The sequence below is a fragment of the Pseudomonas sp. 05N431 genome, assembly GCF_056397005.1.
This window is the reverse complement of record NZ_JBFTMN010000013.1, coordinates 122447-144676: the sequence shown is the minus strand read 5'-3', so window position 1 is coordinate 144676 and position 22230 is coordinate 122447. Positions and strand designations below refer to the sequence as shown.

At 58.5% G+C, this 22230-nt stretch carries 22 protein-coding genes and 1 pseudogene; 12 read left to right on the top strand and 11 right to left on the bottom strand.

All coding sequences use genetic code 11. From position 1 onward, the window contains the following. Positions 1-3 precede the first annotated feature (3 nt). The 4 genes from AC1DIG_RS21740 to AC1DIG_RS21725 all read left to right on the top strand — a co-directional run bounded on the left by AC1DIG_RS21740 (position 4) and on the right by AC1DIG_RS21725 (position 3633). Positions 4-699, top strand: a complete 696-nt coding sequence (locus AC1DIG_RS21740) for an ABC transporter permease (protein ID WP_054597892.1) — start codon at positions 4-6, stop codon at positions 697-699. A 9-nt stretch (positions 700-708) separates the two neighbouring features. Continuing rightward, the gene (locus tag AC1DIG_RS21735) at positions 709-1821 is read left to right on the top strand and encodes a succinylglutamate desuccinylase/aspartoacylase family protein (RefSeq protein ID WP_477768947.1); all 1113 of its coding nucleotides are present in this window, start codon (positions 709-711) and stop codon (positions 1819-1821) included. 18 nt (positions 1822-1839) lie between these two features. Beyond that, positions 1840-2604, top strand: a complete 765-nt coding sequence (locus tag AC1DIG_RS21730; protein ID WP_123583652.1) for an ABC transporter ATP-binding protein — start codon at positions 1840-1842, stop codon at positions 2602-2604. Between the two features lie 120 nt (positions 2605-2724). Further along, positions 2725-3633: a MurR/RpiR family transcriptional regulator gene (locus AC1DIG_RS21725; protein WP_019689776.1), complete on the top strand. Its 909-nt coding sequence runs from the start codon at positions 2725-2727 to the stop codon at positions 3631-3633. A 9-nt stretch (positions 3634-3642) separates the two neighbouring features. On the opposite strand, the gene AC1DIG_RS21720 is transcribed toward AC1DIG_RS21725, so the two are convergent. Both AC1DIG_RS21720 and AC1DIG_RS21715 read right to left on the bottom strand, forming a co-directional pair. Then, positions 3643-3954, bottom strand: a complete 312-nt coding sequence (locus AC1DIG_RS21720; RefSeq protein ID WP_162491294.1) for an AzlD domain-containing protein — start codon at positions 3952-3954, stop codon at positions 3643-3645. After that, a complete protein-coding gene (locus tag AC1DIG_RS21715) occupies positions 3954-4652 on the bottom strand; it encodes an AzlC family ABC transporter permease (protein ID WP_103317265.1) in 699 nt (232 codons plus the stop codon). Before AC1DIG_RS21715 ends, AC1DIG_RS21720 begins: the two co-directional genes overlap by 1 nt. A 319-nt stretch (positions 4653-4971) precedes the next feature. On the opposite strand from AC1DIG_RS21715, the gene pcsA reads away from it, so the two are divergent. Both pcsA and AC1DIG_RS21705 read left to right on the top strand, forming a co-directional pair. Continuing rightward, positions 4972-5673: a phosphatidylcholine synthase gene (pcsA, locus tag AC1DIG_RS21710; protein WP_477768946.1), complete on the top strand. Its 702-nt coding sequence runs from the start codon at positions 4972-4974 to the stop codon at positions 5671-5673. Between the two features lie 11 nt (positions 5674-5684). Next, on the top strand, positions 5685-6086 hold the full coding sequence (locus AC1DIG_RS21705) for a DUF488 domain-containing protein (protein WP_477768945.1): 402 nt from the start codon (positions 5685-5687) through the stop codon (positions 6084-6086). A gap of 88 nt (positions 6087-6174) precedes the next feature. On the opposite strand, the gene katG is transcribed toward AC1DIG_RS21705, so the two are convergent. Continuing rightward, positions 6175-8409: a catalase/peroxidase HPI gene (katG, locus tag AC1DIG_RS21700; RefSeq protein ID WP_477768944.1), complete on the bottom strand. Its 2235-nt coding sequence runs from the start codon at positions 8407-8409 to the stop codon at positions 6175-6177. Positions 8410-8767: 358 nt separating this feature from the next. On the opposite strand from katG, the gene AC1DIG_RS21695 reads away from it, so the two are divergent. Together AC1DIG_RS21695 and ahr are read left to right on the top strand one after the other, a co-directional pair. Then, the gene (locus tag AC1DIG_RS21695; protein ID WP_477768943.1) at positions 8768-9460 is read left to right on the top strand and encodes a hypothetical protein; all 693 of its coding nucleotides are present in this window, start codon (positions 8768-8770) and stop codon (positions 9458-9460) included. A 149-nt stretch (positions 9461-9609) separates the two neighbouring features. Beyond that, positions 9610-10641, top strand: coding sequence for an NADPH-dependent aldehyde reductase Ahr (gene ahr, locus AC1DIG_RS21690; RefSeq protein ID WP_477768942.1), 1032 nt, complete (start codon positions 9610-9612; stop codon positions 10639-10641). 292 nt (positions 10642-10933) lie between these two features. Here the strand turns inward: ahr and AC1DIG_RS21685 are convergent, their stop codons facing one another. Beyond that, positions 10934-11224, bottom strand: a complete 291-nt coding sequence (locus tag AC1DIG_RS21685) for a hypothetical protein (RefSeq protein ID WP_477768961.1) — start codon at positions 11222-11224, stop codon at positions 10934-10936. Between the two features lie 84 nt (positions 11225-11308). Between AC1DIG_RS21685 and AC1DIG_RS21680 the strand changes: the two are divergent. Both AC1DIG_RS21680 and AC1DIG_RS21675 read left to right on the top strand, forming a co-directional pair. After that, positions 11309-11452 (top strand): annotated as a pseudogene (locus AC1DIG_RS21680) (IS5/IS1182 family transposase); the annotation flags it as partial. 260 nt (positions 11453-11712) lie between these two features. Continuing rightward, complete coding sequence (locus AC1DIG_RS21675) at positions 11713-12021, top strand: hypothetical protein (RefSeq protein ID WP_477768941.1); 309 nt, start codon at positions 11713-11715, stop codon at positions 12019-12021. A 471-nt stretch (positions 12022-12492) separates the two neighbouring features. On the opposite strand, the gene AC1DIG_RS21670 is transcribed toward AC1DIG_RS21675, so the two are convergent. Together AC1DIG_RS21670 and AC1DIG_RS21665 are read right to left on the bottom strand one after the other, a co-directional pair. Further along, positions 12493-13353, bottom strand: coding sequence for a CAP domain-containing protein (locus tag AC1DIG_RS21670; RefSeq protein WP_477768940.1), 861 nt, complete (start codon positions 13351-13353; stop codon positions 12493-12495). 278 nt (positions 13354-13631) lie between these two features. Next, complete coding sequence (locus AC1DIG_RS21665) at positions 13632-14588, bottom strand: LysR family transcriptional regulator (protein ID WP_477768939.1); 957 nt, start codon at positions 14586-14588, stop codon at positions 13632-13634. 124 nt (positions 14589-14712) lie between these two features. Between AC1DIG_RS21665 and AC1DIG_RS21660 the strand changes: the two genes are divergently transcribed. After that, the gene (locus AC1DIG_RS21660) at positions 14713-15471 is read left to right on the top strand and encodes a sulfite exporter TauE/SafE family protein (protein WP_477768938.1); all 759 of its coding nucleotides are present in this window, start codon (positions 14713-14715) and stop codon (positions 15469-15471) included. A 199-nt stretch (positions 15472-15670) separates the two neighbouring features. Next, entirely contained in the window at positions 15671-15943 is a 273-nt protein-coding gene (locus tag AC1DIG_RS21655) for a DUF2790 domain-containing protein (RefSeq protein ID WP_477768937.1), read from the top strand. Positions 15944-15987: 44 nt separating this feature from the next. Here the strand turns inward: AC1DIG_RS21655 and AC1DIG_RS21650 are convergent, their stop codons facing one another. The 5 genes from AC1DIG_RS21650 to AC1DIG_RS21630 form a co-directional block, all read right to left on the bottom strand. Then, a complete protein-coding gene (locus tag AC1DIG_RS21650) occupies positions 15988-16944 on the bottom strand; it encodes a LysR family transcriptional regulator (protein ID WP_477768936.1) in 957 nt (318 codons plus the stop codon). 112 nt (positions 16945-17056) lie between these two features. Next, positions 17057-18007 (bottom strand): aldo/keto reductase, encoded by a 951-nt coding sequence (locus AC1DIG_RS21645; RefSeq protein WP_477768935.1) that lies wholly within the window; start codon positions 18005-18007, stop codon positions 17057-17059. A 65-nt stretch (positions 18008-18072) separates the two neighbouring features. Next, positions 18073-19563: an efflux transporter outer membrane subunit gene (locus tag AC1DIG_RS21640; protein WP_477768960.1), complete on the bottom strand. Its 1491-nt coding sequence runs from the start codon at positions 19561-19563 to the stop codon at positions 18073-18075. Between the two features lie 19 nt (positions 19564-19582). Then, positions 19583-21082 (bottom strand): DHA2 family efflux MFS transporter permease subunit, encoded by a 1500-nt coding sequence (locus tag AC1DIG_RS21635; RefSeq protein ID WP_477768934.1) that lies wholly within the window; start codon positions 21080-21082, stop codon positions 19583-19585. Then, on the bottom strand, positions 21079-22218 hold the full coding sequence (locus tag AC1DIG_RS21630) for an HlyD family secretion protein (protein ID WP_477768959.1): 1140 nt from the start codon (positions 22216-22218) through the stop codon (positions 21079-21081). The genes AC1DIG_RS21635 and AC1DIG_RS21630 overlap by 4 nt, the downstream gene beginning before the upstream one ends. Between the last annotated feature and the right edge of the window lie 12 nt (positions 22219-22230).

Here is a 22230-nt window from a genome sequence, read left to right as displayed (position 1 = left end):
ACCATGCTCGACTACAACCTGATCTGGGAAAACCTGCCGCTGTATTTCAGTGGCGCGTTATTGACCCTCAAAGTACTGCTGATTTCCCTGGCCTTTGGCCTGATGCTGGCCATTCCACTGGCGTTGATGCGCGTTTCCCGCTCGCCGCTGATCAACTTCCCGGCGTGGCTCTACACCTACGCCATTCGTGGCACGCCGATGCTGGTGCAGCTGTTTTTGATCTATTACGGCCTGGCGCAGTTTGAAGCGGTACGCCAAAGCGTGCTCTGGCCGTACCTGTCCAGCGCGACCTTTTGCGCCTGCCTGGCCTTTGCGATCAACACCAGTGCCTACAGCGCAGAGCTGCTGGCCGGCAGTCTGAAGTCCACCCCCAACGGCGAGATCGAAGCCGCCAAGGCGATGGGCATGTCACGCCTGACCCTGTACCGCCGCATTCTGCTGCCGTCGGCCCTGCGCCGGGCGTTGCCGCAGTACAGCAATGAAGTGCTGATGATGCTGCAGACCACCAGCCTGGCGTCGATCGTTACGCTGGTCGACATCACCGGTGCGGCGCGCACGGTCAGCTCGCGGTTCTACCTGCCGTTCGAAGCGTTCATCACCGCCGGCCTGATCTACCTGGCCCTGACCTTCATTCTCGTGCGTCTGTTCAAGCTCGCCGAACGCCACTGGCTGGCGTACCTGGCCCCACGCAAGCACTAAGGAAATCCCATGGAGCACATTCACTACGTTCTACCCTGGAGCGCCTGCGGCACTGAACGCACGCTGTCGCTGTTTCGATTTGGCAGCGGCTCACGCAAGGCTTACATCCAGGCGTCCTTGCATGCCGACGAACTGCCCGGCATGCGCGTCGCCGTCGAACTCAAGCGCCGTCTGCGCGAGCTGGAATTACAAGGCCGCCTGACCGGCGTGATCGAACTGGTGCCGATGGCCAATCCGATCGGTATCGGGCAAATGTTCCAGGCCACCCATCAGGGACGCTTCGAATTCAACAGCGGCAAGAACTTCAACCGTGACTTCCCGGAGCTGGCCGAAGCCGTGGCCGTGCACCTGAAAGGCCAACTGGGCGAAGATGCCGAGGCCAACGTGGCGCTGATCCGTCGCGCCATGATCGAGGTCATTGCCGACATGCCGCTGGCCGAATCGGAACTCGACGGCTTGCGTCGCCTGCTGTTGCAGCACGCCTGCGATGCCGATGTGGTGCTGGACCTGCACTGCGATTTCGAGTCGATCATGTTGCTGTATGCCCTGCCGCAAAACTGGCCGCGCCTGCGTTCACTGGCTGCACGCCTGGACGCCGGTGCCGTGCTGTTGGCCGAGGACGCCGGCGGCAATGCCTTCGATGAAGCTTGCGCGATCCCCTGGTTGCGCCTGGCCGAATTGTTCCCGCTGGCGAACATTCCACTGGCCTGCGTGGCGACCACCATCGAACTGCGCGGCATGGCCGACACCGAACGCGAACCGTGCATGGCCAGTGCCGAACAGATCCTCGGCTATCTGGCCGAACAAGGTCTGATCAGCGGCGACTGGCCAGACGCGCCAGCCACCTGCTGCGATGCGACACCTTTCGCCGGTGCGCAATACGCCTATGCGCCACATCCAGGCGTAGTGAGTTTCCTGCAACCGCTGGGTGCCCGGGTCTCGGTCGGCGACCCGCTGTTCGAAGTGCTCGACCCGTTGACCGATCGCCACAGCGTGGTGAAGGCCAGCACCGACGGCATTCTTTACGCCCGCGAGCGCCTGCGCTTTGCCCAACCCGGGTTGTGGCTGGCCAAGGTCGCAGGCTCTACCCCCATTCGCCAGGGTCGCTTGCTCAGCGACTGACTCAAGAGAACCGACACCATGAACACACTTGAAATTCAGGACCTGCACAAACGCTACGGCACCCACGAAGTGCTCAAGGGCGTGTCCCTGGAAGCCAAAGCCGGCGACGTGATCAGCATCATCGGCTCCAGTGGCTCGGGTAAAAGCACCTTCCTGCGCTGCATCAACCTGCTGGAGCAACCCAACTCGGGCAACATCCTGCTCAATGGCGAGCAACTGAAACTGGTCGCCAACAAAATCGGCGGGCTCAAGGCCGCCGAGCCGAAACAGCTGCAACGCATGCGCTCACGGCTGGCGATGGTGTTTCAGCACTTCAACCTCTGGTCGCACATGAGCGCCCTTGAAAACGTCATGGAAGCGCCAGTGCATGTGCTGGGCCTGGACAAGAAACTCGCCCGGGAAAAAGCCGAGCACTACCTGAACAAGGTCGGCGTGGCCCATCGCATGGGCGCTTATCCGGCGCACATGTCGGGCGGCGAACAGCAGCGCGTGGCGATTGCTCGCGCACTGGCGATGGAGCCGGAAGTGATGCTGTTCGATGAACCGACCTCGGCCCTCGACCCGGAGCTGGTTGGCGAAGTGCTTAAGGTCATGCAGGACCTGGCCCTGGAAGGACGGACCATGGTGGTGGTGACCCACGAAATGGGCTTTGCCCGCGAAGTCTCGAACCAGCTGGTGTTCTTGCACAAAGGTCAGGTCGAAGAGCGTGGCAACCCGCGTGAAGTGCTGGTGAACCCGCAGTCTGAACGCCTCCAGCAGTTTCTGGCCGGCAGCCTGAAGTAAGCCGCTCGCCGACCGTTTTGGCTGCTGCACGCCAACGGTCGGCTTCGGATACACTGGCGCGCACTCATGTCAGGGGCCAGATAGGGTCCCTTCCAACCTCCTGCGGATGTTGAGCCGGTTATGCCTACTCCTTCGAAAAACACCACGGTCTACGCCGCGCCAGTCATGCGCAAACTGGCAGAAATTCTTGCCGACTTGCAGCCGTCGCTGCGCAAGGTGGCGGACTTCATTCTGCGTCATCCGCTGAAGGCCGCGACACTGACCATTGAAGAGATGGCCCTGGAAACCGCCACCTCCCCGGCGGCGGTCAACCGTCTGGCCAAGGCGTTGGACCTGGGCGGTTACAGCGGCATGAAAGCCGAGCTGGTCGCGACCTTGCAGCAGATGGTCTCCCCGGTGGACAAACTACGTAACGAACTGGCGCACCGCCCCGGTGGTGCGTTCGGTCTGCATGAGCAGATCCAGAGCGCCACCAGCAACCTCGGCACCGCTGGCACCAACAATCACCCCGACACCTTCGAAGCCGTGGTCACCTGCCTGATCGAGGCGCGCAAGATCTACATCCTCGGGTTTGGCAACAGTGTCTACATGGCCGGGCTCGCAGCCTCGACACTGATGCCGTTCTGCGCCGACGCGACAGCGATCAGCATGGAAGGCGGCAACGAAAACGCCGCCTATCGACTGGCTGCAATTACCGATCAGGACGTGCTGCTGGCGATCTCGCTGCCGCGCTATTCCCTCGACACCCTGCAACTGTCGCGCTTTGCCCATGAGCGTGGCGCGACGGTGCTGGCGATCACCGACTCGCCCGCCTCGCCCTTGACCCACATTGCCCAGCACGTGCTGTTTGCGCCGGCCGACCACCCGGTGCTGACCAGTTCCAACATCGCGGTACTGGCGCTGATCGAAGGCCTGGTTGCCGGCGTGATGGCGCGTAACAAAGAGGCGGTGAAGCTGGCAACCGAACTCACCGAAAGCGTGATGAATTACCTGCACATTCCCGGCAGCAGCAAAACCCCGAAAAAGTAAGGCAGCGGGTCACAGCCACCAGCGCAGCAAGAAAAAGAAGCCCATGCTCAGCAGCATGCTGATCAGGGTACTGCGGGTGTAGAGCACCAGGCCGATGGCGACCAGCGAACTGATCAGGTACGGATTGTCGTACTGCAGATTGAGTTGATGGTCGGGCATGAACACGATCGGCCCGCAGATTGCCGTGAGCATGCCCGGCACCGCAAATCCGAGAAATTGCCGCGCATTGCTGCTCAGGCGCACGGGCAACCGTGGTTCAAGGAACACATAGCGGTTGAGGAAAACCAGCATGCCCATTCCGAAAATAACCGCCCAGACCATCATGTGCGCGCTCCATAAAACTTGTTGCAGACAAACCCGGCACTCATCCCCAGCAAGCCGGCCAGCACCAGCGCCGAGCCCCAGTGCCAATAATTGAAGAGCACCGAGCAGAACAGCGAAACCGCCACGCAGACAACCGTCGGAACGTTGCGCACCACGGGGGTGATCAACGCGATAAACGTGGCTGCGATAGAAAAATCCAGGCCCAGGTGTTCAAGGCCCGGAATGCTGCTGCCCAGCACAATCCCGGCCAGGGTGAAGAGATTCCACGCCACATAAAAGGTCAGGCCCACCCCGAGGGCGTACCAGCGGTTGAACTGCCGTTGGTCAAATTGGCTGGTCAGCGCGAACAGTTCATCGGTGAGCAAAAAGCCCAGCCCTACCCGCCAGCGACCCGGCAACGGCGAAACCACCGGACGCATGCTCATGCCGTACAGCAGGTGTTGCGAGGTCAGTAGCAAGGTGGTCAGCAGAATCGAGAAAATCCCGGCACCACCCTTGAGCATCCCGATCGCGACCAACTGCGCAGCACCCGCAAAGACAATGCTCGACAGGCCCTGGCCTTGCAGTGGAGTGAGGTTGGCCTCAATGGCCATCGAACCCGCCAACAGCCCCCATGGCGCAGTCGCCAGGGACAAGGGCATGACGGCAGCGGCACCGCGCAAGAAAGCACTGCGCGGCAATAGATTGTCAGACATAGCGCTCTACAACGAAGGAAAGGTTGCTAACTGTGTCAGCCGATCAGCCCCCTGTCTTGAACAATCTTGCGTAATTGCACATCCAGGCGGGTGGTTGAGCGCGGACGGGTAAAAAGTACTGATCGATAGACAAGTCAGTGACCGGAGATGGTCTATTTTTAATGAGTGCCGACTTCGGGTCTTTGAGCGCAGGTGAACCTTATCGCCGGATACCCGGTCGATAGGTGCAGCCTAGCCAGGTTTGCCGGTGAGCCCGTCGGTGGTAGCAACTGGCCCGTTTCATTTGCTGGAGAACGCCCCCTTGATAACGACCCGACGCATGGCCACGCTGAAAGCCTGGGGCGCGCACGGTTTTACCGCAACCGGCGTGGTGACCGCTTTCCTGGCTACCCTCGCCCTGTTCGATAACCAGCCCAGGGCCTGCCTGCTGTGGCTGGGCGTGGCGCTGATCGTCGACGGTGTGGACGGCTCGCTGGCGCGCAAAGTGAATGTCCAAACGGTACTGCCGCATCTCGACGGGTCCATACTGGATCTGGTCATCGACTACCTGACCTACGTGTTCATCCCGGCCCTGTTCATCTACCGTTACATCGACTTGCCGGCCTACACCCCGCTGCTGACCACCTCGGTGATCCTGGTCTCGTCGCTCTATTGCTTCTGCAACGTCAACATGAAGAGCAAGGACAATTACTTCCAGGGCTTCCCGGCCGCATGGAACGTTGTCACCCTGTGCCTCTACATCATTGCGCCGACACCCTGGCTGACGTTGCTCACTATCATTGGCCTGGCGCTGTTGACGGTGACCCGGATGAAGTTCCTGCACCCGTTTCGCGTGCGGCGGTTCATGCCGATCAACATTGCCGTGACGTCCATCTGGTTGCTCTGCAGCCTGTCACTGGTCCTCAACCACCCGACCGTCAACCCTTGGGTCATGGGGCTGTGGCTGGCGATGTCGGCTTACTTCCTGGGGATCTGCATCTGCCGCTCGGCCGCTGACTGGCTTGAGCGCACTCACCATTAATGGAGGCATGAATGCCTATCCATATCGTGCAACTGGGCACACCCCGAATCCCCCATGAAGGCCTGCGCCTGGGCACCGTCCGCCGCCCACCGCGCGGCGTTCCGAAAACCGAGTTCGCCAGCCGCGACTTCTACGACACCTGGGTCCCCGTCCTGTCCCCCAGCGCAGAGCTGGTAGCAGAAGCGAAAGCCGCGGAAGACGAAAAAGACTGGGAAACCTTTCGACGGAGGTTCAAGGCCGAAATGAACCACCCTGCCCCCAGCCAACTGCTGGATCTGTTGGCCGCCCTGTCCCATCAAACCTCGCTGGCCATCGGTTGCTACTGCAAGGAAGAACGCCACTGCCATCGCTCGGTGTTGCGAGAGCTGTTGATCGCTCGCGGGGCACAGGTTGTGGCGTCTCAAGAGGTGTGAACCATGACGTATCTATTCCAGGCAACCTCCCTGGAACCCCCTGACCTGAACGATCAGGTCGAGGTGGCTCCAGGGTCCAACGCTCGCGTTACCTGAGGTCGAAGCGGTCAAGGTTCATCACCTTGGTCCAGGCTGCCACGAAGTCTTTCACGAACTTCTCCTGCGCATCGCTGCTGGCATAGACTTCGGCCAAGGCCCGCAGCTGCGAATTCGAGCCGAAGACGAGATCGACACGAGTGCCTGTCCATTTGAGGTTGCCGGTTTTGCGATCGCGTCCTTCAAACTCTTCATTGGCGTCCGAGACCGGCTTCCATTCCACGCCCATGTCGAGCAGGTTGGTGAAGAAGTCGTTGGTCAACGCTTCAGGTCGCTGGGTGAAGACCCCATGCGGGGTTTGTCCGACGTTGGCGTTCAACACGCGCAGGCCGCCAATGAGCACCGTCATTTCTGGTGCGGTGAGTGTCAGCAGTTGCGCCTTGTCGATCAGTAACTTCTCGGCCGGTACCTGGTATCGGGTCTTGAGGTAATTGCGGAAGCCATCGGCGATGGGTTCGAGAAACCCGAAAGATTCCACATCCGTCTGCTCTTGGCTCGCGTCCATCCGCCCCGGACTGAAAGGCACAGTGACGGTGTGGCCGGCATTTTTCGCCGCCTGTTCGACACCAGCACTACCGGCCAGCACGATCAGGTCCGCCAGCGAGATCTTCTTGCCGCCAGTCTGCGCGCTGTTGAACTCACTCTGGATTTTCTCGAGGGTCGCCAGCACGTTCGCCAGTTTCGCAGGCTGGTTGGCCGGCCAGTCCTTCTGCGGGGCCAGGCGCAGACGCCCACCGTTGGCGCCACCACGTTTGTCGGAGCCACGGAAAGTGGACGCCGCCGCCCAAGCAGTTGATACAAGCTGCGAGACTGTCAGGCCACAGGACAGAAGCTTGCTCTTGAGTGAGGCGATGTCGCTGTCGTTGACCAGGGCATGGTCAACCGCCGGGATGGGGTCTTGCCACAGGAGTACTTCGCTCGGCATTTCCGGGCCGAGGTAGCGCGAAAGCGGCCCCATGTCGCGGTGGATCAGCTTGAACCAGGCGCGGGCGAACGCGTCGGCCAACTGATCGGGATTTGCTAGGAAACGCCGTGAAATCGGTTCATAGATCGGGTCGAATCGCAGGGACAGGTCCGTGGTCAGCATGGTCGGATTACGCCGCTTGGACGGGTCGTGAGCATCGGGAATGATGCCCGCGCCAGCGCCGTTTTTCGCCGTCCACTGGTTCGCACCGGCCGGGCTCTTGGTCAGTTCCCACTCGAAACCGAACAGGTTCTCCAGATAGTTGTTGCTCCACTTCGTGGGCGTAGTGGTCCAGGTCACTTCCAGGCCGCTGGCGATGGTGTCGCCACCTTTGCCGGTGCCAAAGCTGCTCTTCCAGCCCAGGCCCTGCTGTTCGAGGCCAGCGGCTTCGGGGTCGGCGCCCACATGGGTTGCGGGCCCGGCGCCGTGGGTCTTGCCGAAGGCGTGGCCGCCGGCGATCAGCGCCACTGTTTCTTCGTCATTCATCGCCATGCGAGCGAAGGTTTCGCGGATATCCACTGCAGCAGCGACCGGGTCCGAGTTGCCCTCCGGGCCTTCCGGGTTCACGTAGATCAGGCCCATTTGCACTGCGGCGAGCGGTTTCTCCAGGTTGCGCTCCTGGACAGTAGGGTTCTCATCTTTGCCATAGCGCACGTCGCCCCCCAGCCAGGTTTTTTCCGAACCCCAGTAGACGTCCTCATCCGGTCCCCAGACGTCCGGACGGCCTCCGGAAAAACCAAAGGTCTTGAAGCCCATGGACTCCAGCGCGACGTTACCGGTGAGGACGATCAGGTCGGCCCAGGAGATGTTACGACCATACTTTTGCTTGATCGGCCAAAGCAGTCGACGCGCCTTGTCGAGGCTGACGTTATCCGGCCAACTGTTGAGCGGCGCGAAGCGTTGCTGACCGGAGCCCGCACCGCCACGCCCGTCACCGGTGCGGTAGGTGCCTGCAGCGTGCCAGGCCATGCGAATAAAGAACGGCCCATAGTGACCGAAGTCCGCAGGCCACCAGTCTTGCGAATCGGTCATCAGCGCATGCAGGTCTTTCTTGAGCGCCGCAAAGTCCAGTTTTTTGAACGCTTCGGCGTAGTTGAAGCCCTCGTCCATGGGGTCGGACAGGGACGAGTGCTGGTGCAGGATCCTCAGATTGAGTTGGTTCGGCCACCAGTCGCGGTTCGACGGGCCACCGCCCGCGGCGGCGTGATTGAACGGGCATTTCGATTCAGTTGCCATGTGTGAGCTACCTTTGGTCGTGTTCATCCGGCTATCCGGCCCCGCGTGGGCGCGCAATAGCGACGAGCGAAATCAATGACATAAGCTGCAGGGCCAACAATCCGATCCATTGATCGTCGTGGTCACACGGGCAATCCGGATAGCGGCAATCGAGTTACCAGCACGGTGGCCCACGGCAAGCCTAGTACGCTTCTGACTTATTCGTATCTCTTATCAGGTCTCAACCGGCCAGTTTTCACCAGCGCTCCGTTAAGGTTAGCCCCCTATAAAGCGGTCAGCTAATAGGTGGCGTATTCGGTCCTGATAGGCCTAGTCTTTTACCTGACACCCAAGGATGGAATAGACCTGTTACGCGACGTACGCCTGTACGGGAGAGGACCAGACCATGAACAAGTGCCGGCGCTGCACGGCCGTCCACGAAGCTGGCCACGCCCTGGCTTTTTGGTGGAATGGTCAGCACATCGAGCGCATCACCGTGCGCACCAGGACAGAAGCCTGCACCGGCCCAATGATTGATCTGCGCGGCAACCCGCAAAACGTAGAGGGGTTGGTTGAGGCCGATTACCTGGTCCCGCACCCCTCCTTCGATGCGCCCGGGATTGCTGAATACCTGCCCTCTATGGTCGATTCTATTGAGCGCGACCTTCTCGACTGCTTCGCCGGCCCCGTGGCCGAAGCGGTCTACAGGCGCACCAAATCGGACAAATTCACCTGGGCCAGCGGCAGGGGCGACCGCTGCCGGGGTTACGAGTTGATAAGTTTGCTGCCTGCACGAAAGCTACTCGACGCCGAATCCCGGGCAATCGCCCGCTCCTGCTGTCTGGTACGTCGTTACTGGCTCGCGGTCATCGCTGTCGCGGATCTTCTACAAGAGCACGGCACGGTTAACGGAGAAGCTATAACCGCGCTGCTGTGCGAAGTCACCGGGGAGTCACCTACGCGGCTCACTAATGACCTGGCCACCCTCGATGCGCGACGCAATCGGCGCTGGACTGTCCCCCACTCGAAGCTGCTTTTCAGCAAGGCTGGGCAGTCGTCTGACCGGACTGACAGTGACGGTCCATCCGCTCAATCCTGAAAGTAGTGCTGATAACCAGCTCAAATGGAGTGATCGCTTGACGCTGATGTGTTGCCCCCAGGATATCGGCGAGCGAGACGCTACACTTCCTTGGCTCCACTGCGGCACCTGAGGTGCCAAAACCCTGTCTCCTGATCTGGAGGTATCCAATGAGCGACAGTACCGAACTCACGACTTTCACCGGCTGGGCCGCAACGGCGGCCGGCGCGCCACTGGAGCGTTATAGCTACGATCCCGGTCCATTGGGGGAAGAGGAAGTAGAAGTCGCCGTGGAGTATTGCGGCGTCTGCCACTCCGACCAGTCGCTGATCGATAACGAATGGGGCATTAGCCACTACCCTTTTATTCCCGGCCACGAGGTCGTCGGCAGTATCGTGCGAGTCGGCGCACAGGTACGTGGTCTCGAGGTGGGGCAACGGGTGGGCATTGGTTGGTACAAGGGCAGTTGCATGCATTGCTCCTCGTGTATCGGAGGCTCCCACCATCTGTGCGGCACCGTCCAACCCACCATAGTCGGCAGCAACGGCGGCTTCGCCAACCGCCTGCGTTCGCACTGGGCCTGGGCCCTTCCAATACCGAGCGGACTCGACCCGGCCATGGCCGGCCCGCTGTTCTGCGCCGGCTCGACGGTGTTCAACCCGCTGGTGGAATTCGACGTCAAGCCCACTGACCGAGTCGGTGTGGTGGGCATCGGCGGCCTCGGTCATCTGGCACTGCGCTTCCTCAACGCCTGGGGCTGCGAAGTCACGGCCTTTACCTCGTCGTTGAGCAAGCAGGACGAAGCCAGACGCCTGGGCGCGCACAACGTAGTCGCCTCGACCGACAGTAACGCGCTGAAGTCCATTGCCGGCACTCTGGATTTTCTGCTGGTCACCGCCAACGCCGACCTCGACTGGCCAGCCATGCTCGGAACCCTGCGCGGCAAGGGCCGCCTGCATTTTGTTGGGGCTGTGCCTGGCGCGATTCCAGTGCACGTGTTCAATCTGCTTCCCCAACAAAAAAGCGTATCCGCCTCGCCCGTCGGCTCGCCCAGCACCACAGCGACCATGCTGGAATTCTGCGTACGCCATCAGATCCTGCCGCAAGTCGAGCACTTCCCCATGAGCCGGGTCAACGAAGCCATCGACCACCTGCGCAGTGGCAAGGCACGCTACCGCATCGTACTGGACGCCAGTAAATGACCGACTGGCGCGTCGGGTAACGCCCGCACGCGCCCTGCGTTAACACCCCCTTCACTGGCTCAAACGGAGAAGGCACCGACTTCTCCGTTTGCCTTGCACAGTTCATCAATGGATGGTTTGCGATCATCGAGAAACTTCGGGGGGAGCAGAAAACCAAAGGGGTGGAAGTTGTGGTTTAAGACGCCTTTTGTCTCACGAGAGATGTCTGCTTTGGGTTGGTTATGATCCCTCGCGGCTGGCGGCAATCGGCCCAAAGTGTGTAAAAACGCCTGCCACTCTCTCGCCGCCGATTTCAGACGGGGCAGAATGCCAAGCTATCAAGATCGATCTCAGCGTAGCTCCCCAAATCGCCCTTGTAGAGAGAGATTCTGGACACTCCTAGCTCGGACTGTAAGAACTCAACAAGCTTTTTGAGGCTAGCGTTTGCAGACATCGTAGTCGGACGTACCACCGTTGCCAGGCCGGGTTCGTCATCGTAAATCCTGATCAGAAACACAGCCTCTTCGTACTGTATGTCGTAGTTATAACCACGGTACTCATATCCTAAATCGTGGTCGACATCATCAAAGCGAGTAGATTTCACTATCTTCAAAGTAGCATCCGTTAAATTTCACTAGCAGTAAGTCAGTTGCAATCCCGAATTCGGGTTCCATAGGAGGATCGCCTCGTGAAGCGCTTTATTCAAGCTGAACATCGAGGCCAAGGCACCTTACTTCCCGAGAGCCTCGACGACTACGTCAGCGATACCAATCCGGTGCGCGTAGTTGACGTCTTTGTCGACGAGCTCGACCTGGTCAATCTGGGTTTAGACAAGGGTAAAAGAGGGTAAAAGAGGGTAAAAGAGGACAGATTTATTTTTCATTGTGTCTAGGCTGATGACAGATAAATAAATCTGCCCCCTTTTCACTCGCCCCCTTTTCACTCCAACCAGAATGGCGTCGTGGGTGCCCAGTTTGTAGGTGCCTGCAATGGGCCAAATGCTACTCTAAACCAGTACACTGGGCCGGTAATTTTCAGTGCGCTGGGTGTTGCTGGCTATATCAACCTTAATCCTAGTGTAGGAGCTGGACCATGAGTCAACTAGAAAAAAGGAGCAAAGTAGGAGTCCGTATTGCATTAACTATTGTCTTGTTATTGACATGTATTATTTTTTTTATTGGCATTGAGTTGTATTCTGGAATTGCACCACAAAAAGCCGTTGGCTATCCCAACCCCGGCCAACTTAAGCTTTATGTATTACTTCCAGCTGCATCAGTTCTTATTAGCGTTTTGATGCTGACCTTCTCAAAAAAACTGCCGAACTGGCTGTTGATTGTTTTTATACCGATTCAATTCATTGCTATTTTTACGGTTTTTACTTTTTTTGGTGGTGGTGCGTAAGGGCGTCACTGCGCTGTTCGCTGTATGCAACAACCAATTTTCGGTGCGGAAAAAGGGACCGGAAAAAGGGACAGATTTATTTTTCACTGCGTCGAGGCTGATGGCAGATAAATAAATCTCTCCTCTTTTCCAGCCCCCTTTTCCAAAAATAGCATTAAGGAAACTCAACATGAATAGACAAAAGCGCTCATACATTATCCAGTCATCGCTAGCCATGTGCTTACTGACTATCTTAGTCATTATAGCCTCGTTGAAATTCGCATCTGCCGAGCAACTAGCACCCTTAACAAAACTGGCTATATGGGGGTTTTTCTTAATAGTCGAAGTTAGCTTAGTCATTATCTTGTTCCGCGCTTACAAGAAGATCGATGACTTAGATCAAAAGTAAAACCGGATGAAAAAAATGGGACAGATTTATTTTCACTGTGTCGCGGCTGATGGCAGATAAATAATTCTGTCCCCTTTTCACACTCATTTCGCGCCGAACAGCATCGTCCAATAGATGCCGTTGTCGCTACGCGAGTTCGCGGAATAGGCCGCGCCAACCTGGGTAAACATCGGGTTCATCAGGATGGCGCAATGCCCGGGGCTGGCCAGCCAGCCTTCCATAGCCTTGTCCGGCGAACGCTGCCCGGCGGCGATGTTCTCTCCGATCTGCCGGCCACCGTAGCCGGCGGCCTTCGCTCGGTCCCACGGCATATCACCGTTGGGGTCCTGGTGCGCGAAGTAATTGTCGTTGGCCATCGCCCGACTGTGCCCCTGCGCCGCTGTCCCCAAGGCGGCATTCCAGGTCAGTGGCGGTGCAGCGGCGAAGCGCTGACGACCACACAGGCGCGGTTTCGCCCGTGCCGCGTTGACTTGTGCCAGCAACGTCTTGCCCGCCGCTCGCGGGTCGTCCAGATGCCCATCGAGCAAAGGCCGCGTCAGCACCACCTGCCATTCACTCTCGTCGCGATACACGCCAATATCGGCGAACTGGGTATCGAGCAGGGCCCCACAGTAGCGGCTCTGGAGCATGTCAAAGGCCTCCTCGGCATCTTCAGCGTCGACCAGACGGATAGTCCGCACAGACACCGCCTGATAGCCGGAATCCTTCAACGTCTCCCGCGTAACGCCTCCATAGCCGATCGGCAAGGCCAGGTTCGACTTCAGAGCCAGCGGCCTCAAGGCTTGGACCGTGCGCCCCGCGCAGCGCTGCGGTTGGGCGCGGTAGTCGTTGATGTCCTCCACCAGTTGCCTTTCCCCGCCGGCATGGGCGGGACTGGCGAACAGGGGGAGTAAAGGAATAAGGCAGAGCGAGAAAACGCAGGAGGAGCGAACGGTCTGGCGCATGAGGCGGGCAGCTCTGATGGGATGACGACGGTAATGGCGATAGTGGGCTGAGGAATGACTGCGGAGCGTTTCGCTGTATTGGCTCGCAGATGGATTCCAAGGCTGGGCTAAGACTGTGGGCCTCAACACAAGTTTCACGAGCAAAGTGGGAATTTATTGTTGGAGTCGTGCGCCCGCTCCTGGCCGATTTCTGCCTTTCGCAAAGGGCAGCTTTGGATCAGTTGTTGCCGTTGGTAATGGATCACCATCGAGTAGGGTTTAGGTGTCGATTTGCAGGGTCAGCCCATCCCCTGCAATCCAGTTTTGATCAGCGGTAAAGCAGGTTTTCGTTCCAGGCTTTCGCCAAAGCCACGGATCATCCCCAACAACGACTTCACCCGCAGCGGCAGATTTCCGGCCGGATACACCGCGTGCATCTGCGGGTTTTCGCCGCTGCTGGAGGTGAGCTTGTACTCGGGACAGACCCGAAGCAGGCGCCCCGCTTCCACTTCGGGCTCTGCGACCCAGTCCGCCAGACGGGCAATGCCGAGGCCCGCCAGGGCCGCCTGGAACACCGCCGAACCGGAGTCGAAGCGAAACTTGGGATCGGCCCGAAAGCTGATGGCCTGCGTCTCACTGCGAAAATTCCAGTCTTTTAGAATCCGCGGCGCCGTGTGCAGGATCAGCGAGTGCGCCTCCAGCGCTTCGATGGAGTCGGGCGTCCCGCGCCGCTCCAGGTACCCGGGGCTGGCGTACAGGTATCGTGAATAACTCCAGAGCGGAAAGCCGATCAGGTCACTGGATTGCGGATACCCGCCACGAATCGAGAAGTCCAGTTTGCTCTTGGCCGGGTCGATGGTTTCATCGGTGAAAATCCCATCGACGTTCACGTCTGGATAACGCTCACCGTACTGCGCGATCAGCCGGGGCAATACCCCATGGCCGAGAAACTCGGGGGCGGAAAAGCGGACCCAGCCGTAGGCCTGGCCGCTGATTCCGGCCAGGTCTTCATCCGCCTCACGTTGCAGATCCAGCATTTTGTAGGCGTGGGGCAACAAGCGCTCACCCGCCTCGGTCAAGCTCACGGCATTGGAGGAGCGATTGAACAACTTGACCCCGACACTTTCCTCCAGGGCTTGAACGGCGCGGGTCAGCGAACTCGGGGAACGCCCCAGCGAGCGTGCCGCCGCGACAAAACTGCGCTTGCGAGCCACCGTCGCAAAGGCTTCAAGTTCCCCCAACATATCCAGTGCCATTCACCACCTCATTGCACTTTTCACAACGTGGCATTGCAACACAAAAAAAGCCGTTCCGTTAACCTTCCCGCTCAATCCACACCGCTGGACCTTCACCACTCCTTCATCGCCAGAGCCTGAATTCATGATCGATATTGTCATCCTTTGCGTGTTCGCCTTTGCCGCCGGCCTGATCGATGCGGCGGTGGGCGGTGGCGGACTGATCCAGATACCCGCGCTGTTCAACGTGCTGCCCACGGCGCAACCCGCGGCACTGCTGGGTACCAACAAGGTCGCGGCAGCCTGCGGCACTGCATTCGCGGCCCGGTCTTTCGTGCGTAAAGTGGTGATCGACTGGGGCCTGGTGATCCCCGCGGCCTGTGCGGCTTTTGTCATGTCCTTCTTCGGCGCGGCCACAGTGTCGTCCGTCCCGCAGTCGGTGATCCGGCCGGCGGTGCTGGTGTTGATCGTGCTGATGGCGATCTACACCTTCTGGAAAAAGGACTTCGGCGCCCTGCACAAACCCATGCACATCGGCACCCGGGAGAAACTGCTGGCGATCATCATCGGCGGTGCCATTGGCTTCTACGACGGACTGTTCGGTCCCGGCACCGGCAGCTTCCTGATCTTCCTGTTTATCCGCTGCTTCGCCTTCGACTTCCTGCATGCCTCGGCGTCGGCCAAACTGGTGAACATCGCGACCAACGTCGCGGCGCTGATTTTCTTCATTCCCACGGGTAACGTGCTCTACCTGATCGCCCTCCCCATGGCCGCATTCAACATCCTCGGCGCGCTGACCGGCACCTGGCTGGCGGTTCGTAAAGGCGTGCCCTTTGTCCGGGGCCTGTTCCTGGTGTTGCTGGTGATCCTGATCAGCAAGCTGTCTTACGACCTGTTCGTGTGAACCTGAGCCGTGGTTCTGACTGTCCCCGTAGCATTCTATTCATGCGAAATCCGACAACAGTGTTTGTCCGATAGGACGCTGTCTGGAAAAGGGTTAAACATCTAGCATCGTTTCTACCAAGTGAGCAAATTGAATAAACATCAACGAGCTCACAAGGTAAAACGACGCAGACCAAACCTTGAACCATACGGTGAATATGATGAACATTTCAAAAGTTGCGATCTTCCTTGCACTTTCCAGTTTAGGCGCACAGGCATTTGCAGACGACAGCCATTCAACCGCCGCAACCAGTCAGTCACCGGTTGAGAGTTATACTTACGCAACCAGGCTCGACATTAAAAAAGTCATTGCAATGACAGACACTGCGGACCAGTGCGGACCGGTTCCTGTTCAAATGACCTATGAAGACTCTCACGGTCAACAGCATGTCCTTCAGTATCAAGTCATGGGAACGGGCTGTACAAACGGTTAAGTACGGTGCGAACGATGGAGGGTCGACACTCCATGCCTGCCGCGCTAGCGAGCTCGAAAGCTGTTATCTTTTCTGGCTGAGCCTACGATCGCTTCATCAGATGCCAACAAGACCGGAATGTAATCTTTAAGAAACTCCACCCATGTCTTTATTTTTGCATCCACGAACTTTCGTGATGGATAAATGGCAAACAAGTTGAACTCTTCAAAATGATACTCCGGCAGTACGCGCACTAACGTACCCGCCCTGAGTCCATCGACTGCAGATGCAATCGGCTGAATACCAATCCCCATCCCATTCGTTATGGCAACAGTCATGGCGTCAGCCGTGTTGACGTGAAACGGCGACAATGGAACGTTGACGGTCTCCACGCCTTCGGGCCCCTCAAATACCCAGTTTTCAACCGGCATTACCGTATTCACAATTCTCAAACAATCATGTTCGCCAAGCGATCTCGTCGAATCGGGAATCCCGCGTTTCTTCAGGTACGCTGGCGAGGCGCAGAGAATGCTGTAAGTGATACCGAGCCGCTGAGCGACAAACCCTGAATCGGGTAGATCCCGCGCTAAAACAATCGAGATGTCATAGCCTTCCTCCAGCAAGTCAGGTACCCGATTGGTCAGTGTCAAATCAAACATTACCAAGGGATAAGTCTCCCTATACTTGGCAATGGCCTTGATCACGTAATGATTACCGACGGCTCCCATCGCGTGGATCTTGAGCCTGCCAACGGGCATGACCTGCGCGGTACCCGCCTCCTCTTCAGCCTCACGTACCTCCTCAAGAATTTTCTCGCATCGCTGCAAATAGCGTGCACCCGCCTCGGTCAACGCCAGGCGTCGGGTCGTGCGGTTAATCAGCCGTGTTTGAAGCCTGGCCTCCAGACTGGAGACCGCTTTGGAAACGTTAGTTGTGGTGGTGTCCAACAGCTCAGCCGCCGCCGTAAAGCTGCCGCTCTGAGTGACAGCAACGAAAAAACGCATGGTCTGGAAAACGTCCATCGTCACCACCTCCACAGATAAGTAAAAAAATCAGCATGCTCTCCAGGCATGTCTCGCGTGAAGAACTATTCAAAAGAGGCTGCCTTGCAGAAGACCGCCCCCTTGTCGCACGTTACTTCTTGCCCGGAATAAATCCGGGTACACCGGTTTCCACCACCGAGTTGAATCGCACCCGGGTCGTAATATCGTTCTTGATTTCAAGCATGGCCCTGTGAGGCAGGGTAGAAATCGCAAAGTTTTCCTGGATATGGCTCAACGTTGCAGACGTGGTCAGGAACGCGACGCCACGTTGTACAGACCAGGCCAATGCAACTTGAGCCGGGGTCTGTTGCAAGCGCCGGGCGACGCCTGTGATCACCGCATCTTCCAGTACGTTCGGCTGCATGCCATGCCCCAATGGTGCAAACGCAAGGACGATAATTCCATGCTGCCGACAAAACTCGAGCAGCTCCCATTCAGGCAGATAAGGGTGAGATTCAACCTGCACGACGGCAGGTTTTATCCGAGCCACTGCCACAATCTCTTGCAATGCTTGAAGTGTTATGTCGGATAACCCGATGGACTTGCACCGGCCTTCATCCACCAGACGCTCAAGTGCTCGCCAAGTCTCTATTAATGTCACACCGGAGTCGTAGATGATTTGTCCTTGCTCGTCTCTTGGCTCCTGGTCTTCGCCCGGTTGAAAGGCAAAGGGTGTGTGGATGAGGTAGCAATCGATGTAATCCACTTGAAGTCGTCGGCAGCTGGCTTCAAAAGCCGGCAGAACCCGCTCGGGGCGATGGTTGGTGTTCCACAGCTTTGTAGTAATAAACAGGTCTTCGCGCCGGACCTTACCGGCCTCCAGGAATTCCTTTATGGCCACTCCGACCTTGTCTTCGTTTCGATAGCGCTCTGCACAATCGAAATGGCGAAAGCCTGTTTCCAGCGCGTGCTTGACGGCTTGTGTTGTCACGCTCAGGTCCCGGAACAGCGTGCCAAATCCAACGGCCGGCATCGCACCCGATCCGTGGACAATCGGGAACTTTGTATCGCGAAGTTCATCGTGAAACGCTTCGTATGACATGTCTTTACTCCGATGTCTGGGGCCACAGCCGCAATGGCGGTAGTGGTCTCTGGTAAACGCAGCTGCTATTGATAAACAGTTTTCGGCGCTTCGCGGCTGGCAACGCGCTGTTCGGACGCACCCACCGAATTACCGCCGAGTGCCACATACAACCGCACCGTGTCGAGATACTGCGCCGTCTTCACTCTGATTCGACCCAGTAACGCCTGCTCATAGGCCCGTTCCGCCTCCAGCACCTGGAGAATGCTGTTCTCGCCTTGCGCGTAGGCTTGCTGGTTCAAGCGAAAACTGGTTTCGGCCGCGCGTAATGCATCCTCCTGCGCCAGGTTTTGTTCCGAGTCATGGTTGATTGCCTGCAACGTGTCTGCGACTTGGCCAAATGACTGAATAACCGTCTGCTGGTAACCGGCGAGCGTCGCCTTGTAGCCGTCGACGGCTGCCTGACGTTCAGCCTTGAGCGTGCCGCCATCGAAGATCGGCCCCGCCAGTCCCGCAGCAAGACTCCAGAGTGCAGCGCCACCATTGCCCGAAGCGGCCTGGGCAAGAGACGCGGACAGCGTTACATGAGGATAGAGATTGGCTGTCGCGACCCCGACAGCGGCGCTGGCCATGTGCAATTCAGCTTCGGCTTGCAGTACATCCGGCCGGTCGTGGGCCATTTCCGAGGGCAAGCTGACTGGCACGCTTGATGGCAAGGCAAACTCGGCGAGGTTGAAGTCGGGAGCGGTCCAGTCTCCTGGGCCTTTTCCCGTCAGAACCGACAGTGCATGCCGTGCCGAATCACGCTGTTGAGCGAGGGGCGGCAACAGCGTGCGGTCCTGAGCGAGGCGCGTCTCGGCCAGCGAAACGTCGATCTGCGTGGTGGTGCCAGTGGTGTGCGCCATGCGCACGAGCTCGAGGTTCTTCGCGTCGTTGGCGAGCAATTTCTCGACGGCTTCCATCTGCGCGTTTGCCGAAGCAACCAACAACGCCTGGCTCGCAACATCGCCTGTCAGGGTCAGGTACGCCGCTTCGTAGCGATGTTTCTGCAGACTCGTAAAGGCTTCCTTCTGTTCGACCAGCCGCTTGGTACCGCCGAAAGCGTCAAGGTCGAAGCCAACCCGTGGCCCAATTGAGTAGAAATTGGAGACGGTTGGCTCGGGCCCGTTGTGGGTCCGTTGGCGGCCAGCCTGAGCGCCAAAATCGACCTGCGGATAAAGAGCTCCCTCCGCCGCGGCAACGGAGGATGCCGCTTGCCGAATCGTTGCATCCGCCGCCACGAGCTCAAGATTGCCGTCGATTGCCCGACGTACAACCTTGTCGAGCTTTGGCGAATGAAAGGCAGACCACCAGTCACCGCTGACCTTCTTGCCAAGCTCAATGTGCTGTTCAGCCACCTTGTTGCCGCCCTCGCCAAGACGCTGCTCGGCCTGTTGATCATAGTGCTGCGACAAGCTCTGCGCGGGCTCTTTATAGTCAGGACCGACGGTACAGGCGGACAGGAACATCAACGCCGACACCGCACCGACCGTCGTTTGGAACTGCTGTCTGTTGAGTACGAACGTATTGGATTTCATTGGGCAGACTCCACGAAAACTAGTTGGTCGGAACGGGTTTGCGAAGAAAGACAACCAGCGGGCTCACCACCAGCATCGCCAGCATCAAAATCTTGAACTGGCCGATAACCGCGATAAAAGCCGCCTGGCCGGTGATCATTTCGTTGAGTCCCCCGAGTGCTTGCAAGGATGTCGACGCCGTCATGGAATGTGCCGCGGCGCAATAAGGCGTCAGATGACTTGCCAGCGCCACATGCATCGTTTGCGTGTTGTTGAAGAAGAACACTTGCACGATGGCAACGCCGAGGGTGCTTCCGTAGACACGGGCCAGATTGAAAAAACCGGTACCTTCCGGGCGGAACCTGGGATCGAGTGTGCTGAAAGCCACCTTACTGATCGCCGGCATCAAGACACCGAGGCCGATTCCCTGGAGTGCACCGGCGACCGCCACGGGCCACCAGTCCATCAATGGCGAATAGCCGAGCATCAGCCAGTTGGCATAAGCCACCAGCGCCACGCCCGCGGCAACAAAGAGTCGCGAGTCGATACGAGCAGGAACCCGGCCCATCAGCAGAAATGCACCGACAAGCCCGACACCTCGCGGTATCGTCAGGTAGCCGGTCGTGTCAGGTGGGTATCCGAGAATTTCATCCAGCATCGGGGATGTCAGGGCCATCGTCGGCAACAGCACAAAACCGAGTGCGAAAAAGATGATCGTCGACAGCACGAAATTGCGGTCTTTGAACAAATTCTTGTTGAGGAAGTGCACCTTCGCAGTCAGCACATGAACAACGAACAGGTAGAGCCCCAGTGCACCTGCCACCGCCTCCAGCCAGATCTCGGGCGAAGCAAACCAGTCCAGACGCTCACCGCGGTCCAGCAGCATCTGCAACCCGATCATTCCCAGCGTGAAGGTGCCGACGCCGAAGAAGTCAAAAGGCGGACTTTTCTCGGCCTTTTTCTCGGCCAGCAGCAACGTCACCACCACGAAGATAAACGCCGTTAGCGGAAGGCTGATGGAGAAAATCGAGCGCCAATCGTAATGTTCGCAAACCCAGCCACCGATACTCGGGCCGCTGACGATGCCCAAGAGCACAATGGCCGTGAACATCGAAGCAAATTTTGCGCGCCGCGCAGGTGACAGTGTCTCCATTGCAATGGCCATCGAAAGCGGTGCCAGCAAGCCACTCGCGGCGCCTTGAATGATGCGCGCACCGACGAACTCCAGCGGGGTCGTTGCCTGCATGGCGAGCAACAAGCCAAGAACGAACAAGGCTATCGCGGCTTGATACACAACCTTCAGGCCGTAGCGTCCGGCGAGCCACTGCGCAATCGGCAGGGTAATGGCGCTCGCCGCCAGGTATGAAGTGAATACCCAGCCAGCCTCGTCATCCGTCATCGACAAAGCGCCCTGAATAAACCTCAGTGCCGCATTCGGCAGAGGCAGGTTCGCCGACTGCATATAGGTCGCGAGCAATGCGGCGAACCTGAGCGTGCGCGAGCCCTCTCCCGCCGGGTTTCCAGCAAGAGTGGCGTTCATCGGTCGGTACCTGCGGTCAACAGAGCCTTGAGTGGGTGCCACCAGGGCGTGCGATAGCCGGTGTCGACTTTGACCGTGGCGCTGGTACCCGAGAAAAGCGGCAGAGCAGGATCCACTTCATCGAGTTCGAGTCGGACCGGTACCCGCTGCACAACCTTGACCCAGTTGCCGGTCGCATTTTCGGGTGGCAGCAATGCGAAGTCCGACCCGGCACCCGGGCTCATACTGGTCACGTGGGCTTTGAATACGTGATCGGGGTACGTATCGACACTGATGGTTGCTTCCTGACCCCGACGCATATGGGTCACTTCCGTTTCGCGGAAGTTGGCCTCAACCCAGATCTGGCGATCGGACAGCAAGGCAAAGGCTGGCGCGCCGCTGTTGACGTAGTTGCCAACCTGCAAATCGTCGACCTTGGCCACGATGCCATCCTCCGGCGCATACACCGTCGCGTACGAGAGATAAAGCTGCGCTTCGTCGAGCTGAGCCTTGGCCTCGCGAACCATCGGGTGTTTATCGGCTTCGATGTCCGGATTGCCGTTCAAGGCAACGACCGTACTGGCGACCTGCTGTTCGATCGACGCTATTCGTTGCCGGGCAACTTTAAGGTCGGTGTCTGCGCGCTCGTAAATGGCGCGCGAGACGAACTCGGTGGCGACCAGCGCTTTCTTGCGGGCAAATTCCCGCTGGTCGAAATCCGCCGACTCTTTGGCCGACTGCAGTTCCGCCTGCTGCTGGCGGTAGCTTGCCTTGAGCCCATCGATGCGAAGCCGCGCAACGCTCAACTGCGCTTCTGCACGGTTAATCGCGATCTGGAACGGCTCCGGATTGATCCGAAACAGCACCTGGCCCTTGCGAACAGGCTGATTGTCCTCGACCGCGATTTCGACAACTTGTCCGGAAACGCGGGCGTTGATCGATGCCTTCGCTACTCGGGCATAGGCGTTATCGGTCGAAACGTAGGGCTCGCCCGTCACATAGTGTGAATACCCAACCGCAGCGACGAGCGCAGGAACGCCCACCATAAGGAGTGGTCGCAACTTCTCTTTAAACGGTTTCTTGATGGGCCTGTCAGCCTGGTTCGGCCCTGGGTGCTCGAAGGTTTGCGAAGCTGGAATGTCGAACTGTCTGGTCATGATCGAATACAC

Coding starts and splice junctions, on each gene's coding strand:
- AC1DIG_RS21740 (WP_054597892.1), top strand. CDS start 4: ATGCTCGACTACAACCTGATCTGGGAAAACCTGCCGCTGTATTTCAGT.
- AC1DIG_RS21735 (WP_477768947.1), top strand. CDS start 709: ATGGAGCACATTCACTACGTTCTACCCTGGAGCGCCTGCGGCACTGAA.
- AC1DIG_RS21730 (WP_123583652.1), top strand. CDS start 1,840: ATGAACACACTTGAAATTCAGGACCTGCACAAACGCTACGGCACCCAC.
- AC1DIG_RS21725 (WP_019689776.1), top strand. CDS start 2,725: ATGCCTACTCCTTCGAAAAACACCACGGTCTACGCCGCGCCAGTCATG.
- AC1DIG_RS21720 (WP_162491294.1), bottom strand. CDS start 3,954: ATGGTCTGGGCGGTTATTTTCGGAATGGGCATGCTGGTTTTCCTCAAC.
- AC1DIG_RS21715 (WP_103317265.1), bottom strand. CDS start 4,652: ATGTCTGACAATCTATTGCCGCGCAGTGCTTTCTTGCGCGGTGCCGCT.
- pcsA (WP_477768946.1), top strand. CDS start 4,972: ATGGCCACGCTGAAAGCCTGGGGCGCGCACGGTTTTACCGCAACCGGC.
- AC1DIG_RS21705 (WP_477768945.1), top strand. CDS start 5,685: ATGCCTATCCATATCGTGCAACTGGGCACACCCCGAATCCCCCATGAA.
- katG (WP_477768944.1), bottom strand. CDS start 8,409: ATGAACACGACCAAAGGTAGCTCACACATGGCAACTGAATCGAAATGC.
- AC1DIG_RS21695 (WP_477768943.1), top strand. CDS start 8,768: ATGAACAAGTGCCGGCGCTGCACGGCCGTCCACGAAGCTGGCCACGCC.
- ahr (WP_477768942.1), top strand. CDS start 9,610: ATGAGCGACAGTACCGAACTCACGACTTTCACCGGCTGGGCCGCAACG.
- AC1DIG_RS21675 (WP_477768941.1), top strand. CDS start 11,713: ATGAGTCAACTAGAAAAAAGGAGCAAAGTAGGAGTCCGTATTGCATTA.
- AC1DIG_RS21670 (WP_477768940.1), bottom strand. CDS start 13,353: ATGCGCCAGACCGTTCGCTCCTCCTGCGTTTTCTCGCTCTGCCTTATT.
- AC1DIG_RS21665 (WP_477768939.1), bottom strand. CDS start 14,588: ATGGCACTGGATATGTTGGGGGAACTTGAAGCCTTTGCGACGGTGGCT.
- AC1DIG_RS21660 (WP_477768938.1), top strand. CDS start 14,713: ATGATCGATATTGTCATCCTTTGCGTGTTCGCCTTTGCCGCCGGCCTG.
- AC1DIG_RS21655 (WP_477768937.1), top strand. CDS start 15,671: ATGAACATTTCAAAAGTTGCGATCTTCCTTGCACTTTCCAGTTTAGGC.
- AC1DIG_RS21650 (WP_477768936.1), bottom strand. CDS start 16,944: ATGGACGTTTTCCAGACCATGCGTTTTTTCGTTGCTGTCACTCAGAGC.
- AC1DIG_RS21645 (WP_477768935.1), bottom strand. CDS start 18,007: ATGTCATACGAAGCGTTTCACGATGAACTTCGCGATACAAAGTTCCCG.
- AC1DIG_RS21640 (WP_477768960.1), bottom strand. CDS start 19,563: ATGAAATCCAATACGTTCGTACTCAACAGACAGCAGTTCCAAACGACG.
- AC1DIG_RS21635 (WP_477768934.1), bottom strand. CDS start 21,082: ATGAACGCCACTCTTGCTGGAAACCCGGCGGGAGAGGGCTCGCGCACG.
- AC1DIG_RS21630 (WP_477768959.1), bottom strand. CDS start 22,218: ATGACCAGACAGTTCGACATTCCAGCTTCGCAAACCTTCGAGCACCCA.